At 59.8% G+C, this 15760-nt stretch carries 14 protein-coding genes; 4 read left to right on the top strand and 10 right to left on the bottom strand.

What is annotated here, in order from left to right:
- Positions 1-558, top strand: coding sequence for a sorbitol dehydrogenase (locus ACI514_RS10690; protein WP_405123762.1), 558 nt, complete (start codon positions 1-3; stop codon positions 556-558).
- Positions 555-2840 carry a GMC family oxidoreductase gene (locus tag ACI514_RS10685; RefSeq protein ID WP_160057887.1) on the top strand — a complete coding sequence of 762 codons (2286 nt, stop codon included), beginning with the start codon at positions 555-557 and terminating at the stop codon, positions 2838-2840. Before ACI514_RS10690 ends, ACI514_RS10685 begins: the two co-directional genes overlap by 4 nt.
- A gap of 103 nt (positions 2841-2943) precedes the next feature.
- Here ACI514_RS10685 and ACI514_RS10680 read toward each other — a convergent pair whose 3' ends face one another.
- From ACI514_RS10680 to ACI514_RS10665, 4 genes are all read right to left on the bottom strand, one after another.
- Positions 2944-3660 (bottom strand): SDR family oxidoreductase, encoded by a 717-nt coding sequence (locus ACI514_RS10680; RefSeq protein WP_405123761.1) that lies wholly within the window; start codon positions 3658-3660, stop codon positions 2944-2946.
- Positions 3661-3835: 175 nt separating this feature from the next.
- Entirely contained in the window at positions 3836-4852 is a 1017-nt protein-coding gene (locus ACI514_RS10675; RefSeq protein WP_405123760.1) for an alpha/beta hydrolase, read from the bottom strand.
- A gap of 45 nt (positions 4853-4897) precedes the next feature.
- Positions 4898-5638, bottom strand: a complete 741-nt coding sequence (locus tag ACI514_RS10670; protein WP_160057890.1) for an NAD(P)-dependent oxidoreductase — start codon at positions 5636-5638, stop codon at positions 4898-4900.
- A gap of 135 nt (positions 5639-5773) precedes the next feature.
- On the bottom strand, positions 5774-6244 hold the full coding sequence (locus ACI514_RS10665; RefSeq protein ID WP_122598210.1) for a MarR family winged helix-turn-helix transcriptional regulator: 471 nt from the start codon (positions 6242-6244) through the stop codon (positions 5774-5776).
- A 283-nt stretch (positions 6245-6527) separates the two neighbouring features.
- Here ACI514_RS10665 and ACI514_RS10660 point away from each other — a divergent pair, with 283 nt between their 5' ends.
- Positions 6528-7481: a PDR/VanB family oxidoreductase gene (locus ACI514_RS10660; RefSeq protein WP_405123759.1), complete on the top strand. Its 954-nt coding sequence runs from the start codon at positions 6528-6530 to the stop codon at positions 7479-7481.
- A 36-nt stretch (positions 7482-7517) separates the two neighbouring features.
- Positions 7518-8591: a Rieske 2Fe-2S domain-containing protein gene (locus tag ACI514_RS10655; protein WP_405123758.1), complete on the top strand. Its 1074-nt coding sequence runs from the start codon at positions 7518-7520 to the stop codon at positions 8589-8591.
- Positions 8592-8686: 95 nt separating this feature from the next.
- Here the strand turns inward: ACI514_RS10655 and ACI514_RS10650 are convergent, their stop codons facing one another.
- Genes ACI514_RS10650 through ACI514_RS10625 form a run of 6 tightly spaced genes read right to left on the bottom strand, consistent with a single transcriptional unit; the run spans position 8687 to position 15756 of the window.
- The gene (locus tag ACI514_RS10650; RefSeq protein WP_405123757.1) at positions 8687-9481 is read right to left on the bottom strand and encodes a cyclase family protein; all 795 of its coding nucleotides are present in this window, start codon (positions 9479-9481) and stop codon (positions 8687-8689) included.
- Positions 9459-10460 carry an NAD-dependent epimerase/dehydratase family protein gene (locus ACI514_RS10645; protein WP_160057894.1) on the bottom strand — a complete coding sequence of 334 codons (1002 nt, stop codon included), beginning with the start codon at positions 10458-10460 and terminating at the stop codon, positions 9459-9461. Before ACI514_RS10645 ends, ACI514_RS10650 begins: the two co-directional genes overlap by 23 nt.
- 9 nt (positions 10461-10469) lie before the next feature.
- Positions 10470-11453, bottom strand: a complete 984-nt coding sequence (locus tag ACI514_RS10640) for a fumarylacetoacetate hydrolase family protein (RefSeq protein WP_405123756.1) — start codon at positions 11451-11453, stop codon at positions 10470-10472.
- Positions 11450-12031, bottom strand: a complete 582-nt coding sequence (locus tag ACI514_RS10635; protein WP_405123755.1) for a cupin domain-containing protein — start codon at positions 12029-12031, stop codon at positions 11450-11452. Before ACI514_RS10635 ends, ACI514_RS10640 begins: the two co-directional genes overlap by 4 nt.
- Before the next feature lie 13 nt (positions 12032-12044).
- Positions 12045-13292, bottom strand: a complete 1248-nt coding sequence (locus tag ACI514_RS10630) for an MFS transporter (RefSeq protein WP_160057897.1) — start codon at positions 13290-13292, stop codon at positions 12045-12047.
- Positions 13282-15756 (bottom strand): RND family transporter, encoded by a 2475-nt coding sequence (locus ACI514_RS10625; RefSeq protein WP_405123754.1) that lies wholly within the window; start codon positions 15754-15756, stop codon positions 13282-13284. Before ACI514_RS10625 ends, ACI514_RS10630 begins: the two co-directional genes overlap by 11 nt.
- Positions 15757-15760: the final 4 nt, after the last annotated feature.

The following is a 15760-nucleotide window of genomic DNA, read 5'->3' as shown; positions in this document are numbered from 1 at the left end:
ATGAGCGACCCGAACCTGCAGAACTTCATCGACCTGTCCGCCACGCTCACCGGCCTTGCGGCCGACAAGCTCGCGCCGTCCGTCGACCCGATCAACCTGCCTCCGCTGTTCTTCGCCACCGCCCAGCAAGGGATGGGCACCGTAGCGTTCAGCAACCTGCTGGAGCTGTACGCCAGCCTCAAGAGCCAATCAGATCAGCAAATCGCCAGTCTCAAGAGCCAGTCAGAGCAGGAAATCGCCAGCCTCAAGGGCCAATCAGATGAGCAAATCGCCAGCGCCATACGCGGCCATTCGGATCCGCAGATCGCTCAAGGCGCCCGCTCGATCATGAAGCTGTGGCTGCTCGGCAGCTGGTACCAGCCTTATGACGAAGGCAACGCCAAAAAGGGTTCTATCCGCGTGGTTTCCGACCAGGCCTACAAGGAAAGCTGGGCGTGGAAGATCGCCCAGTCCCACCCCATGGGCTACAGCCAGTACCATTTCGGCTACTGGGCCGAACAGCCACCGACCCTCAAGCAATTCACCGGTGTCGACGCCAAGGAAGGGCAGCAGCCATGAGCAATCTAAAAACCCAGAACATCGAAACCGCCGATGTGATCGTCGTCGGCGCCGGTATGGCCGGCAGCGTCATGGCCTATCAGTTGGGCCTAGCCGGATTGAAAGTGCTGGTGCTCGAGTCGGGCCCGGCGATTCCACCTAACCGCAGCGAGTACCTGGAGCGCTTCTACACCGCCGTGCTCAAGTCGCCCGAGTCGCCATACCCCCCCGAGCAGACCGAGCAGACCCCAGCCACGCAGTTCGCGCCACGGGCGACCATCCAGGACCTGATTACCGCCGGCAGCGAAGAAGAGAACAAGGCGCAGAAGAGCTACCTGGTGCAGCAGGGGAATCTCCTGTTCGCCAGCACCTACGAGCGGGTAGGCGGCGGCACCATGTGGCACTGGATGGGCACAGCCCTGCGCCTGTTGCCCAACGACTTTCGCATGCGCACTGCGTACAACGTCGGGGTCGACTGGCCAATCAGCTACGACGACCTGCAGACTGCCTACTGCCGTGCCGAGGAAGAGATGGGCGTGTCCGCCGATGTCGCCTCGCAGACCTACCTGGGCGTGACCTTCCCCAAGGGCTACGAATACAGCATGCACGGCATCCCGCCGTCGCTGGTCGACCAGGGCCTGAGCAAGAATGTCACGGGCAAGGTTTACCAGAGTCCGGAGAAGGCCCCCGACGGCAAGCCTTACCCGGGTGTCACCCTCAACGTCCGGCAGACCCCGGCCGGGCGCAACTCGCAGAACGACAATGGCCGCCGGGTGTGTGCCGGCAACACCAGTTGCACGCCGATCTGCCCAATCCAGGCCAAGTATGACGCCACCGTGACCATGGCCAAGGCGTTGGATACCGGCAACGTACGCATCCTCTACCAGAGTGTGGCGAGCAGGGTGAAGGTCGATGCCAGCGGCGTCACCGGTATCGAGTACATCCAGTACCAGAACGATGGCACGCGCCAGAACGGCGAGGCTCAGGGTAAACGCTACGTGATCGCCGCCCACGCGATCGAAACGCCGAAACTGCTGCTCAACTCGGTCAGCCCGGACAGCCCCCACGGCGTCGCCAACAACAGCAAGCAGGTCGGCCTGGGGTTATCCGACCACCCGGTTTACCTGGCCTGGGGTCTGATGCCCGAAGGCAAGCCGTTGTTCCCGTTCCGCGGGCCACTGTCCACCTCGGGGATCGAGGACATGCGCGATGGCCCGTTCCGCAGCCAGCGCGCCGCCTGGCGTATCGAGATCGGCAACGAGGGCTGGAACTGGTCGGCGAATGATCCGTACAACACGGTCTGCGATTTCATCGACGGCAGCAACAACGGCGGCGCTAATCCCAAAGGTCTGGCGCTGTCCGGCAAGGCGCTGGTGCAGCAGCTCAACAGCGTGCTGACCCGCCAGTTCCGCCTGGGATTCTTGGTCGAGCAGTTGGAGAAAGACCCAGACGAGCCTGCCCGCCCGGGGAAGCCACCCAAGGCGATCTGCCAGGTGGAGCTGTCCAAGACGCTCACTGATGGCCTGGGCCTGCCTCGGCCGCAGATCACCTACAATTTCTCCGAATACACCAAGGAGGGTTTCAAGCAGGCGCGCCTGGCCGCCACGCACATCATCACCGAGCTGATGGGCGCCACCGAGCTGACCGACCTGAACCCCACGCTCAAGACCGGTTCGCAAACGGTGTTCGAGTACGACCACCAGAACTACACGTTCTTCGGCGCTGGCCACCTGATGGGCACCTACCGCATGGGCTCGGACCGCAAGAATTCGGTGGTGGACAAGGACCAGCGCACCTGGGACCACTCCAATCTGTTCCTGGTTGGTGCCGGCGTATTCCCCACCAGCGGCACTGCCAATCCGACCTTGACCATCACCGCGCTGACCTTCCAGGCCGCCGACGTAATCGCCAATGATCTGATCAAGCATACCGTGCAGGTGCAGGCCAACCAGGCCTGGCAGGGTACCGGTGTGCAGGTCAACGGGCAGAGCTGGCAACTGGCGGTGTGCACCGGTGGGGAGTGGACGGCCAACCCGGACACCGGGAAGGTCAGCGCGGCGGGCAATCCGAGGTTGATCGCCAAACCCGGCTATACCTTGCCCGGTCAACCAGAAGGAGCGTTGATCGGGCGGATCGGCACCAGCGGCGTGCCGTTCCTGGTCGGCAACCAGGCGCAATTGCCGCGTGGCCAGCAGGGAGAGTTGCAATTGTGCATCAATGACGACCTGGACGGGCGTTTCGGGGCTGGGCTGAGCGATAACCAGGGCAGCCTGTCGGTGGAGGTGCGTTTCGGGGCGGTGTAGGCCCTGTCATACCAACCCCACAGCGCTGCGGCAATGCCGCAGTAGTGTGGGGTTGCTCTCTCTGGCCAGATGAATCAACAACTCTTAAAGCTGCTTCGTATCGCTATTTCCCACCGAGACTCCCTCCCCCATCGACGCTGATCACTTGGCCCGTTACGAAGGATGCCGCCTCGCTGAGCAGGAAGGTAATCAGCGAGGCCACTTCTGATGGCGTTCCCAGTCTTTGCATCGGAATCGTGGAGAGTATCTGACGCTCGCCCTCTCTGCCCACGGGTCGGTTTTTTCGGAAAAGCTCGGTGTCTATCGGGCCAGGTGCGACCGCATTGACCGTAATGCCAATGGGCGCCAGTTCAAGTGCCCACGTACGCGTGACACCCACCAATGCGCTTTTTGCGGCCGCGTAAGCGGTTCTGTCCCGGGCTCCAAAAATGGCTCGGCTGCAGACATTCACGATGCGTCCTGCAGAAGATCGCTTGAGAGACGGCAGGCAAGCCTGGGTGACTTGTACCGAGGCTCTGACATTCAGGTCAAAAACGTTTTGGAGTGTTTCGAGTTCAAGCGTTTCCAGGCTTTGCGGAGATGCAACGCCTGCGTTATTGACGACGGCATCAATAGAAGTCCGCTCCAGGAGTTTCTCAAGCATTTCCCTCGTTTGTTGAGCATCGCTTAAATCACAGAGCAACAGCTTTCCGGGAAAATCATTAACCGGATGCCTGGCAATGCCGACCACATTCCAGCCTGCCTGATTCAACTGAGTACTGAGTGCGAAACCGATTCCTTTGGTTGCACCCGTGATCAGTGCGGTTCGGCGGTTGTTCATGATTACCCCCTCATCATCCGATGCCAGACCTATTGATAACACTTTCAGAACCCTATCCGACAGACAGGCTTTTCCTGGTATTCGAGACACGATCTCGAGGCGGCTCGTCCAACAGCCGTTTATATTCCCGGCCAAATCGATGGGCGCTTTCATCGAAGCTGGCTACGCCCAGGCATCAAAGCTTTTTGCTTTGAAGCCAGTTATCAATGGCAACAACGAGTCCTGACTTGCATTCCAGCGGCAGCCAGTGCGCGCCTGGCAGGCTCGTTATGGTGAGGTCTGCACAAGCCGCCCGCATCGGGTCGCCCAATCGATTGCCGTTGATGTTGTTCATCTGATCGTAGTCGCCGTTCACAAACAGCACAGGCAATGACAACCTGCCGCCATCCGGCGCGCGACGAGCGTAGGCGATGTTGGCGTCATCGTTTAGGTACCACGCGCAGGGAGAGCGGAAGCCTCGCTCCTCGAATGCCTGCAGCAGTGCGGAGAAGTCCGTCACTGGCCAGAGCGCCAGATCAGGCTGCATAGGCGGCGCACGATGACTGACGCCGAACCGCCCTCCTTTGCGTGTCACTTCGGCATTCGACGCGACCTTGCCAATATTCGCCGGGTCTCTTCGTCGATAAATCGAAGCCAGCGATGCCGCTTTGTCCGCGTCCAGATCAGCGACGGCGGATGTGAAGTGCGTGTTGTAGTAGCGGTAATAGTCCCATTGACCATCAGGATACTGATTGGCTGGATAGATCGCCCGGTCAACCAGTGGAATCAGCGTCGACAAAGCGTTCGTGTCGGGGAAATACGGCACGGAGATCAGCACCACGCCACGACTGCGCTGTGGTTCATGAGCCACCAATTCACCGGCCACTACACTGCCCCAGTCGTGGCCAACCCAGATGGCGGGCTTGCCGTCGAGATGGTCATGAAGTTCGGCCATGTCCGCCACGATTTTTTCCATCGTATATTCGCGGGTGGATTCTGCCGCGGCAGAACGGCCATAGCCGCGCATATCCGGTGCAACGCAGTGCCAGCCTTTTGCAGCGAACGCTTCCATCTGCGCGCGCCAGACCAGGCTAATCTCCGGCCAACCATGCAGGAACATCATCAGCGGCCCGTCGTCTGGCCCGGACTCCAAATAATGCGTCGTATGGCGCGGGGTACTGAAAGTGCGTGAGGTCAGCGTGAGTGTGGACATGAGAACTCCCCTGCTTGATGTGACCTTCTCAGAGGAAGTTTGCGTTCAATCAGATTGAGCGCCTCCTTCCAAAATCTCAAACCCATCATCAATGGGAGCATATCCGACCACTTTTCTGCTCTGATCAATAGAGAGGCGCTTATAGCGGTTATCTGAGACCCCATGGATAACGTGAAACCCCTTTAGCTCGGCTTCAACGCAATTATTGAGTAGCGCGACAACATCTCTAAAACTGATGAAGGCGGCGACGTCTCTGGGACTGTGGGTCTCCCCTTGTTGAAATTTGGCTACGTTGGCAATACGGACTGCGATGGTCGTCATCTGTCCGTCGTTTGCATACATCGAAGCCAATGCTTCTCCAAACGCCTTGCTGACGCCGTAAAGATTGCCTGGTTTAGGTGCCATGCATTCCTGTACCTGAACATCCGTTGGATATCCTTCGATCACTTGGGCACTGCTCGCAAATATGAAGCGCTCGCAGCCTTGCGCCTTTGCGGCGAACAGCATGTTGTAAGTGCCCACGATGTTCACTGGAAGCAGTGAGGCCATGAAATCGGCGTCTGGGTCAGGGTCAGCAGCTAGATGGATGACGGTGTGGATACCTTCGCAAGCTCGAAGGCAACTGGCTTGATCCGTGACATCCAGAGCGAAACGCTGTGCCGAGTCCGGAAGTGCTGTTACGTCTAGATCGGCCAAACGCAAATCGGATTGATCATCGCGCTCTTGCCAGAAAGCAGTGCCGATTTTTCCTGCCGCACCTGTGACGAGGATTTTTCCTGAGCTCATTTCGGCATGTCCTTATGGTAAATGTCACGCTAGCCTCCCAGCCTTTTGAGCGGTCTACAACCTCTGATCCAATCAGCAACCCGCCAGCTCGCGTCGGGCTGCAGCCCTCAATTTCACGCTGCAGTCTGCCGAGACTCACTCCTCACTCGGGTCATAACTGTTCACATTGGGCACTTGCAGATGCAGGCGCCCAAGCAAGTCAACCAACGTATCAACCTCAGCCGGGGTCAATCCGCTGAGCAGACGCGCTTCTCGCTCAAGTGCAACTTTGAGCACGCGGTCATGCAGTTCTTTGCCGCTGGCCGTCAATCGCACGGTGTAACGCCGCGCATCCTTGGGATCCTGTTGACTGGTGATCCGCCCCGCTGCTTCCAGCGTTTGCAAGGAACGACTGACAGCGCTCTTGTCGAGACCGATCGCCTGGCAGATTCGATTGGCGGTGATGTCGGATTCAACGGCGAGCATCGAAAGCATCCGCCATTCAACAACGCCGATGCCGAAGTGTTTGCGATAGCACTGGGAAGCCCCGGTGGCGAGTTTGTTCGCCAGGAATGTCACCAGGCCAGGTACATAACGCGACAGGTTCAGTTGTGTATCGGTAGGCATCGAGAAAACACCGTAGATCGAAGATCTTGCAATTTGGTTGACACCGCAACTAAATTATCTGAGGATTCACTCAGCCCAGTATTGCGGACAATGCGCCGCATGATACGCCGTAGCACAACCTCAAAAAAATAATTAACAGGTCTTGCTTATGAACGCTCCCCAACTGTGCCCTTCCTTGGCGCCCTTGATTACCCAGCCTTTCTACTTCTTCTTGCCTGGCTGATTCGTCACCCGCAAGCCCCTTTCGTTTTTCAGCAGCCACTTCAATGTGGAGGGAGAAGTCATGCTTCAAGTCAACGTCACCCGCAAGGTCGTCGAGGCCGAGGGCATCTGCAGTTTCGAGCTGTGCGCAGTGGACGATAAGCCGTTACCACCGTTCAATGCCGGTGCTCACATCGACATCCACATTGCCGGCGGCCTCACCCGGCAATACTCGCTGTGCAATGATTCCCGAGAACGTCATCGCTACGTGATCAGTGTGCTGAAGGACCCCGCCTCGCGCGGCGGTTCCACTGCGATGCACGACACCATCAGTCAGGGACAGACACTCAGCATCAGCGAACCCCGCAACCTCTTCCCAATCGCCGATTCAGCGAAGCGTCACCTGCTGTTCGGCGGCGGTATCGGCATTACGCCGATGCTGGCAATGGCCCATGAACTCCATCATCAAGGCGCGGATTTCGAACTGCATTACAGCTTCCGATCCAGCAAGCGTGCCGCGTTTATCCAATGGCTCAAGCAAGCGCCTTTCGCCAACGACGTGCACTTGCATGACGACAGCGGATCGCCCGCACAGAAACTCGATGCAACCGCCCTCCTCGCCGCGCCCGAGACCGCGACTCACCTTTACGTGTGCGGCCCGGCGGGCTTCATGAGTTTCATCCTCGACACCGCGCAGGCCGCTGGCTGGCCCGAAGATCGCGTGCACAGAGAGTTCTTCGCCGCCGCACCTGTCGATGCAAGCGCTGATTCGCCTTTCGAAGTTCAGCTGGCGAGCACAGGGCAGATTTTTTACATCCCCGCCGATCGCACCGTTTTCGAAGTGCTCGATGAGGCCGGGATTGCCATCGAATCATCGTGCGAGCAAGGCGTCTGCGGCACCTGTGTCACGGGCTTGCTCGAAGGCATTGCCGATCATCGTGATCAGTTCATGACGGCTGCAGAACACGCTGCCAATGACCGTTTCACCCCGTGCTGCTCACGTGCCAAATCGCCCCGCCTGGTATTGGATCTTTGACCTGAACCGAGCATCGACCGCTCGCCGGAGAACATCATGACAACCGCTGCCCAACCCCTTGCCCATGAAATTGCCCCGGCCACTGCGCCGAGTTTCCCTCTCGATCAATGGTACGTCGCAGCCTTGAGCCGAGAACTCACAAACCAACCCCTTGGCCGTACGTTACTGAACAAACCGGTGGTGCTTTTCCGCACGGCAGATAATCAAGTCGCCGCGCTGGAAGACCGCTGCTGCCATCGCGCATTGCCGCTGTCGGGCGGCACTGTAGAGGAACGCGGTTTGCGCTGCGGTTACCACGGCCTGCTATTCAATGAAGACGGTAAATGCATTGAAATTCCGGGCCAGGACAAGATCCCGAGCAAAGCCAAAGTCCCTGCCTACCCCGTCCGGGAGCAGGATCAGATCATCTGGATCTGGTTCGGCAGCGCCGAGCATCCTGAGCCGACATTCGCGCCACCGGTCTACGACGTGCACAGCAGCGGTAAATACCTGTTCGACGGTGATGTCTACCACTACGACGCGCCCTATCAACTCATCCACGACAACCTCATGGATCTCAGTCATCTGGGCTACGTCCATTTGCACACCATTGGCGGCAACGCCAGCATTCATATGAACGCGAAGATGAACGTCGATGGTGATGACTCAATGGTTCGCGTGGTTCGTCATATGCCTGACTCCGTTCCGCCGCCGACCTACACCGCGGCCTACCCGTTCAAAGGCAACATCGACCGCTGGCAGGAGATCGAATTTCACTTCAATCACCTGCGCATCTGGACCGGCGCGATAGACGCGGGCACGGACGATCTGAACAACCCGGATCGGGGCGGTTTTCATATGCGTGGCTTTCACGGCGTGACACCGGAAACGGACACTTCAAGCCACTATTTCTGGACCATGGCCACCAACCCTGAACATGACCCCGAGGCCGTCACAGCCAAAGTTCTGCATCAGACGCGATTGACGTTCGATGAAGACAAAGTGGTGATCGAGGCGCAGTACCAGAACATGTGCCGGTTTGGTACGCGCCCGATGATTGATATTCATGTCGATGTCGGAGCCAATCGTGCCCGCAGAATCATCGAGCGACTGCGCAATCCAGCGGGTTGATTGCCTCAGAACAGTGGCGGCGGCAAACGCCGTCCACTGTGTTCAAAGCCTGCCGTTCTCTTACTGTCGTTGAAAGAATGCCTCAAACAGCCCGATCACTCTTCGAAAATAGCCACTGCGCGCACAAAACCTGCCGACGCATGCCGGATCTTGTAGGGAAAGCACGACACAGTGAAACCACTCGTAGGCAGGGACTCAAGGTTGGCCAGTTTTTCCATTTGCCCGTAGCCGATATCGCGCCCGGCCTTATGCCCTTCCCAGATGATCGAGGCATCGCCGCTGGCAGCAAAACGTTCACGGGTGTATTTGAACGGCGCGTCCCAGCTCCAGGCATCAGTGCCGACCACGCGCACACCACGTTCCAGCAGATACATCGTCGCTTCGCGTCCCATGCCAATGCCTGCGTCGAGATACCCGGGCTCACCGAACAGCGCACCGGCGCGTGTGTTAATCAACACGATATCCAGTGGTTGCAACGTGTGCTTGATGCGCGCCAGTTCCGCTTCAACCTCTTCTGCCGTGACCACGTGACCGTCAGGCAAATGGCGAAAATCCAGTTTGACCCCCGGCTGCAAACACCAGTCCAGCGGCAACTCATCAATGCCAAACGCCGGCTCGCCGCCATCGGTGGTCGAGGCGTAATGCCACGGCGCGTCCATGTGGGTACCGCTGTGGGTGGTGATCTGCAAGCGCTCGGCGGCCCACGACTCATTGCCGGGCATTTGCTCAAGCTGCAAACCCGGGAACATCGCCGCCATCTCCGGCCAGCCTTGTTGGTGATCCATGTAATCGATCTTCGGCAACAGCGGTGGCGGGTCTGTGTACGGGTTGTTATCGAGGGTCACCGAAAGGTCGACCAGACGACGTTTACGCTGGATGGGCTGTGACATGAGGCGTATCTCCGTTCAACGGCAGAGGCCGATAAGGGGCTGGGTTGAGGGCGTTGCGAATAAGCGTGGCGACGTTGCCGTCATGGTTGAAGCCGGCAGCGCGGGCCTGTGGGGTTTTCAAGGGCGGCATGCGCCCGAACAGGGTTTCGAGGTCAAGTTCAGCGGCGAAACTGATCAGCGCACGGCGTTGCTCGCCGTAAGTTGCCGCCAGCGCATCGATGACTTGGGCGATGGACAAATGCAGCACCGGCAGTTGCCAGACCCGCTGTTGCGCGGCGGCGTCATCCAGTTCGGCGGCGTGGATCAGGTTGTTCACGCAACAGCGCGCCGACATCCACCACGCCGTAGCCTGCGGCGACACCGGGCAGCAATACTCAGCGCCCTCGGCGAAGGCACGCATCAAGTCGCTCATGAAGGCCGAGCGCAAGCCGTTGGGTTCACGCGGGCGCGCGACAATGCCCGGCAGGCGCACCGCGCGTCCATCGACTTCAGCGCGCCGACCCAGATCGATCAGCGCACGCTCGACCATCATCTTGTGTGTGCCGTACGACAATTGCGGGTGCAGTTCAGCCTGCTCGTTCATCTTTGCCGGCAGATCAGCGCCGTACACCGCGACGCTGCTGGCATACACCAGCACCGGAGGTCGCGCCTTGTTGCGCAGTTGATCAAGCAGTTCGAGGCTGGCCAGCAGGTTGACCTGATAACCCGATTCGTAGTGCGCCTCCGCTGCTCCGCCGGGAATACTGACCAGGTGAAACACCACATCAATGCCATCGGCCAAGACCCGGCGCATCAACGCTGCATCCGTCACGCTGCCGCTGTGCCGCCGCAGGCGGGGATCGTCTGGCAGGCCTTGGACATCGGTGTCCAGCACCAGCAACGAACGAATGACTTGCCCGCGCAAACTGCCGCGCGCGAGCAGACAACGCAGCAGTTCGCGACCGACAAAGCCATTGGCTCCGGTAATCAGTACACGCATGGGCGTTCCTTAGCCGTTGGCTTTGACGACGCGTTGATCGATCGCACCAAACAGTGATTGACCATCGCTGCCAGTGACGTCCATGCGCACGCGATCGCCGAAACGCATGAAACCTGTCACCGGCGCACCCTGCTCGATCATCTCAATGGCCCGACGTTCGGCGATGCACGCCGAGCCGACGTTGCGCTCGGCGTTCGACACCGTGCCGGAACCGATCAGCGTGCCGGCGCGCAGGCGACGGGTCAGGGCCGCGTGAGCGATCAGCTCGCCAAAATGAAAGTTCATCTGTGCGCCGTGCGGTTGGCCGAACCACTCGCCGTTCCACTGCACTTGCAGGGGCAAATTGACGCGACCGTCTCGCCAGGCTTCACCGAGTTCATCCGGGGTAATCGCCAGCGGGGCAAAACTGGAGGACGGTTTGGCTTGCAGGAAACCAAACCCGGTGCGCATTTCCCGCGGAGCGAGTGCACGCAGGCTGACATCGTTGATCTGCAGGATCAGTTTGATGTGCTGCAACGCGTTTTCGGCCGAACAGCCCATCGGCACATCATCGACCAGCACGACAAATTCGCCTTCGAAATCGATGCCCTGGCTTTCGCTCGGCAGTTCGATGTCATCGTGTGCGCCGATGAAGTCATCACCGGCGCCCTGGTACATCAACGGCGTACGGTCAGCGCCTTCGATCGGATCGAGGTTGAACGCTTTCTGCATCAATGCGCCGTGACTGAGAAACGCCGAACCGTCGCACCATTGATAAGCACGCGGCAACGGCGCCATCGCCTGCGCCGGGTCGAAGGCAAAGGCCTCGCGGCAATCGTGGTTTTCAAGCTCACGCGCCAGGGCCTGCAAACGCGGCTCGGCTTCGCGCCAGTTTTCGATGGCGTGCTGCAAGGTCGGCGCCACCAAACGCGCGTCCAGCGCCCGGGCCATGTCGCGCGAAACCACCACCAATTGGCCGTCACGGCTAGCGTTTTTCAAGGTTGCGAGTTTCATGATTTTTCTCCCGGGCAGTCTTGCAGTTCAGCGGCAAAGCGCCCGTCGAGCAGGATAAAAACCATGCGTGCCATGGCCTCGGTACGGTTGCTCCACGCGTGATTGGTGCCACGCTGAACCACCACGTCACCGCGTTTGAGGTGGACTTCTGTCTCGTCGAGCACCAGCCAGACTTCGCCTTCGGTGACGATGCTGTAATCGAGGGTTTCGGTGCGGTGCATCAGTTTGTGCCGCGAGTTCGCCTGGCCGGTACCGGCATGCGCCTGGCCAATCTCGGCGAATGCGGCGGCTGCATCGGCAGCGCTGACCTGGTTCTGCACGCTGTCCGGCGGAATGTCGACGACACGAATCACACTGCCCAGCGGGCCGGGGCTCAGCTGTAAGGGTTTGCTGGTTGGATCATCGGCATTGTCGAGCAGTGCCGGACTGCCGCTGCTGTTCCATATTTCATGAAACACCGTGCCCGGCACCGCTTGCAGTGCGAAGACGTTGGTAGTTGCTGCGTGACTGGCGACGACCGCGCGGCCGTGGGCATCATGCCCGGTGACCACGCGTTTGAAAGGGGGAAGCGCTTGCATGGAATATCCTCGTTCAATGGCCGTTGCCGATGGAGTCATGACCGCCGACATGGCTGCGGGTCAACAGTCCACCGAGCCTCGGCACGGACAGACAAAACAGCGCCACGACCAGTTGCAACCAACCGATCATGGCCAAGGCTTGAGGCAACGCCGTGGAAGCCCCGGAAGTGATGGCGAGTACCACCAGCGGGCTGATGAACTCGCCGGCAAAAATCGCGGCGGTGAAGCACCCCGCCGCTCGCCCACGCTGAGCAAACCCGACTTGCGCCATGATCCAGGTGATCAACGTCGGCAACATCAGGCCGATGCCCAGACCGTTGATCAAGACCGCGACCACTACTTGCGCGTGGCTGCCGGCAGCGGCCATCAACAGCCCGCCGATGCCGGCCAGGCCATAGGCAATCAGCAACACATGCTGGCTGCGCACACCGCTCAACAAGCGAAAACTCAAGGCCCCCGCGAGCACGCCGAGTTGATTGGCGCCCATGGTCATGCCGATCTGCTGCGGTGCATCCACGTGCAGCAAGTTGAGCAAGTAACCGGCCTGTACCGGCACGATGAACAGGCTCAGGCCCGCGAGCAGCGACAACGCATACAGGGGCGTCAGTGCGCGCCACGGAAAAACGCGCAGGGCTGGCACCGGCAGCGTTGTTGACGGCTCCACGCGGGATTGCGGTTCCCAGAGTTTCCACGCCATCAGCGGCAGGAAAATCAGCCCGACTGCGTACAACGCAAACGGCGTGCGCCAGTCGTCCTGGCCGAGGAAACCGCCCAGCGCGATAAACACCGCAGCGGACAGCGATGTCGCGACCATCTGCAACGCAAACAGGCGTTCACGGCGTGCGCCGCTGTAGTAGTCGCCCATCAGCGTCGTGCAACAGGTCATGATCCCCGCCTCTGCCAGACCGATACCGGCGCGGCTGGCGACAATCGCTGGCAGCGAATCCAGCCACAGCGGCAACACACCGCACAGCGTGTACAGGGCCATGCTCGCCAACAACAGCGGTTTGCGCCCGAGCCGATCGGCGATGACCCCGGCAAACGGCGCCAGTACTGCAATCATCAATGCCGGCAAGGTCAATACGATCGGCACCAGCACCGCGCTGCCCGTGACCTCGGCAAAATGTGCCTGCATGCGCGGCAATACCGGTGCGAGCAATACCGCGCCGAGCACGGGCAGACAGCTGCCGAGCAGCAACAGCAACGATTGCGTCAAACCAGCGCGACGGCCGCTGTTTTCCAATGAAGACTCAACGGCCATGACAGGTCTCCCGATGACGCGATTGAAGAACATCTACCGCCACGGCTCGCGACGGCAGGCTCAGATTGATGGCCTCCGCCGGCGTTTCTGCGTCGGTGTTCGTGTGCCGTGCAGGCAGCAGGAAGTACGCCAGCGCTGGCAACAACACCAGTGCGCCGACCATGTTCCAGACGAACATGAACGCCAGCAGTACGCCCATGTCAGCCTGGAATTTGATCGGCGAGAAGATCCACGTGGCCACGCCAATGGCGAGTGTGATGCCAGTGAGCATCACCACTTTGCCGGTGGATACCAGGGCGCGGTAATAGGCTTCTGACAGGCTCGCACCCTGGCGCAGATGACCGAGCAGGATGCTCATCACGTACAACGCATAGTCGACGCCAATGCCGACACCCAACGCGATCACCGGCAACGTCGCGACCTTCACGCCGATGTTTAGCCAGACCATCAATGCTTCACAGAGGATCGAGGTGACCATCAGCGGAATCACCGCGCACAGCGTGGCGCGCCACGAGCGGAAGGTGATCAGGCACAGGACTATCACCGCTCCGTAAACCCAGAACAGCATCTCGCGATTGGCCTGCTTGACCACGATATTGGTCGCTGCCTCGATGCCGGCATTGCCCGCCGCCAGCAGGAACTGCACATCCTTGTCGTTATTGGCGGCGGCGAATTGCTCAACGTGCTCGACCAGCCGCGTCAGCGTTTCAGCCTTGTGGTCGGTGAGGTAGGCGTACAGCGTGAGCAGGCTGCAATCCTCGTTGTACAAACCACGCGGTGCACTGGCGGTGATCATGTTGAGCATCGCCTGATTGTTCTGCAGCTCGTACCACTTGGCGCTGCCTTCGCTAAGGCCGACCAGCATGCGGCGGTTGAGCAAGGCCAGCGAATTGGTCGAATCCACCCCCGGCAGCGCGCGCAGTTGCCAGTCCAGCGCATCGACCTTGGCGAGGATGTCGTAGCGCGCACACTGCCCGGCCGGAGTCTTGACCATCACTGCGAACAAATCACTGCTGGCGCCGTAATGCCGGGTCAGAAACGCATCGTCCTGGTTGTAGCGTGAGTCAGCTCGCAACTCCGGTGCGCCGGCATCCAGATCACCGATCTTCAATTGCAGGCTGACCACAAAGCCCAATGCCGCCAACGCCAGGCTGATGGCAATGCACAGGCTGGCCCAGCGACGTCGGGTAAACAGATCGAGAAAACGCCAGAAACCATGACGCCGCGCGCCGGTCTGGTCGTTCTGCTCGCTCTTCAGGCTAAGTTGCGCCGCACGCGGCGTTACGCCGACATAGGACAGCAACACCGGCAGCAGAATCAGGTTGGTGAAAATCAGCACCGCCACACCGATACTGGCGATCACCGCCAGATCCTGAATCACCTGGATCTTGATCAGCATCAGCACGGCAAAACCCACCGCGTCGCAGAGCAATGCCGTGAGCCCGGCCAGAAACAGTCGGCGAAAGGTGAAGCGTGCGGCAACGACCCGGTGCATGCCGCGACCGATGTCCTGCATGATGCCGTTCATTTTCTGCGCGCCGTGGCTCATGCCGATGGCGAACACCAGAAACGGCACCAGCACCGAATACGGATCCAGTTGATAGTCGAGCAACGGCAACAGACCCAGTTGCCAGACCACCGCCACCAGCGAACAGAACACCACGAGCAACGTGCTGCGCAGGCAGCGTGTGTACCAGAACAGCACGGCGGTGGTGATCAGAATCGCTACGGCGAAGAACAGCAGGATCTGCTTGAGCCCGGCAATCAGGTCGCCGACCTTTTTCGCGAAACCGGTAATGTGGATGTCGATCCGGTCGTTCTGGTACTCACTGCGCAACGCCTCCAGTTGCTCCGACAGCACCGAGTAATTGAGCGCCTGGCCGTCGGCAGTCGTCGCCAGTAACGGCACGTAAATGATGCTCGAGGTTTGATCGAACGCTACCAGTTGGCCGAGCTCGTTGGAGCGCTGCACGTTGCGGCGCAAGGCCTCGAGACTGGCCGGGGTGCCGGCGTAATCGTCCGGAATCACCGGACCGCCATCGAGGCCGTCTTCAGTCACTGCGACCCAGCGTGTTGCTGGCGTCCACAGCGACTTCATGTAGGCACGGTCGACGCCGGGCAGCAGGTAAAGCTTGTCGCTCAAGGCCTGCAAGGTTTTCAGATACTCAGCGTCGTAGATATCGCCCTGGCGATTGGCGACGACAATACGCAGAGAGTTGCCGAGACCGCTGAGCTGCTTTTGATGTTGCAGATAATTGGCGATGTAAGGTTGTTGCGTGGGAATCATCTTTTCAAAACTGGCGTTCAGCTCGACACGCGTGGCCTGATAGCCCAGGAAAAGCGTGGTCACCAGGCACACCAGCAACACCCACAACCGGTGATTGAACAAAGTGCGTTCCACGACCGAGCCGGAGCGCGGGTCGAAACTCGCCAGGCTGGCCGTGGCGTTGTCGAATGGTTTCATAACC

This window comes from Pseudomonas sp. M20 (genome assembly GCF_045037865.1).
In the GTDB taxonomy this organism is placed as follows: domain Bacteria; phylum Pseudomonadota; class Gammaproteobacteria; order Pseudomonadales; family Pseudomonadaceae; genus Aquipseudomonas.
Note: the sequence above shows the minus strand (reverse complement) of the source record. Positions and strands in the feature narration are given on the sequence as shown.

What these genes read in the sequence shown, in the direction of transcription:
- ACI514_RS10690 (WP_405123762.1), top strand. Translation starts at nt 1, where the DNA reads ATGAGCGACCCGAACCTGCAGAACTTCATCGACCTGTCCGCCACGCTC.
- ACI514_RS10685 (WP_160057887.1), top strand. Translation starts at nt 555, where the DNA reads ATGAGCAATCTAAAAACCCAGAACATCGAAACCGCCGATGTGATCGTC.
- ACI514_RS10680 (WP_405123761.1), bottom strand. Translation starts at nt 3,660, where the DNA reads ATGAACAACCGCCGAACCGCACTGATCACGGGTGCAACCAAAGGAATC.
- ACI514_RS10675 (WP_405123760.1), bottom strand. Translation starts at nt 4,852, where the DNA reads ATGTCCACACTCACGCTGACCTCACGCACTTTCAGTACCCCGCGCCAT.
- ACI514_RS10670 (WP_160057890.1), bottom strand. Translation starts at nt 5,638, where the DNA reads ATGAGCTCAGGAAAAATCCTCGTCACAGGTGCGGCAGGAAAAATCGGC.
- ACI514_RS10665 (WP_122598210.1), bottom strand. Translation starts at nt 6,244, where the DNA reads ATGCCTACCGATACACAACTGAACCTGTCGCGTTATGTACCTGGCCTG.
- ACI514_RS10660 (WP_405123759.1), top strand. Translation starts at nt 6,528, where the DNA reads ATGCTTCAAGTCAACGTCACCCGCAAGGTCGTCGAGGCCGAGGGCATC.
- ACI514_RS10655 (WP_405123758.1), top strand. Translation starts at nt 7,518, where the DNA reads ATGACAACCGCTGCCCAACCCCTTGCCCATGAAATTGCCCCGGCCACT.
- ACI514_RS10650 (WP_405123757.1), bottom strand. Translation starts at nt 9,481, where the DNA reads ATGTCACAGCCCATCCAGCGTAAACGTCGTCTGGTCGACCTTTCGGTG.
- ACI514_RS10645 (WP_160057894.1), bottom strand. Translation starts at nt 10,460, where the DNA reads ATGCGTGTACTGATTACCGGAGCCAATGGCTTTGTCGGTCGCGAACTG.
- ACI514_RS10640 (WP_405123756.1), bottom strand. Translation starts at nt 11,453, where the DNA reads ATGAAACTCGCAACCTTGAAAAACGCTAGCCGTGACGGCCAATTGGTG.
- ACI514_RS10635 (WP_405123755.1), bottom strand. Translation starts at nt 12,031, where the DNA reads ATGCAAGCGCTTCCCCCTTTCAAACGCGTGGTCACCGGGCATGATGCC.
- ACI514_RS10630 (WP_160057897.1), bottom strand. Translation starts at nt 13,292, where the DNA reads ATGGCCGTTGAGTCTTCATTGGAAAACAGCGGCCGTCGCGCTGGTTTG.
- ACI514_RS10625 (WP_405123754.1), bottom strand. Translation starts at nt 15,756, where the DNA reads ATGAAACCATTCGACAACGCCACGGCCAGCCTGGCGAGTTTCGACCCG.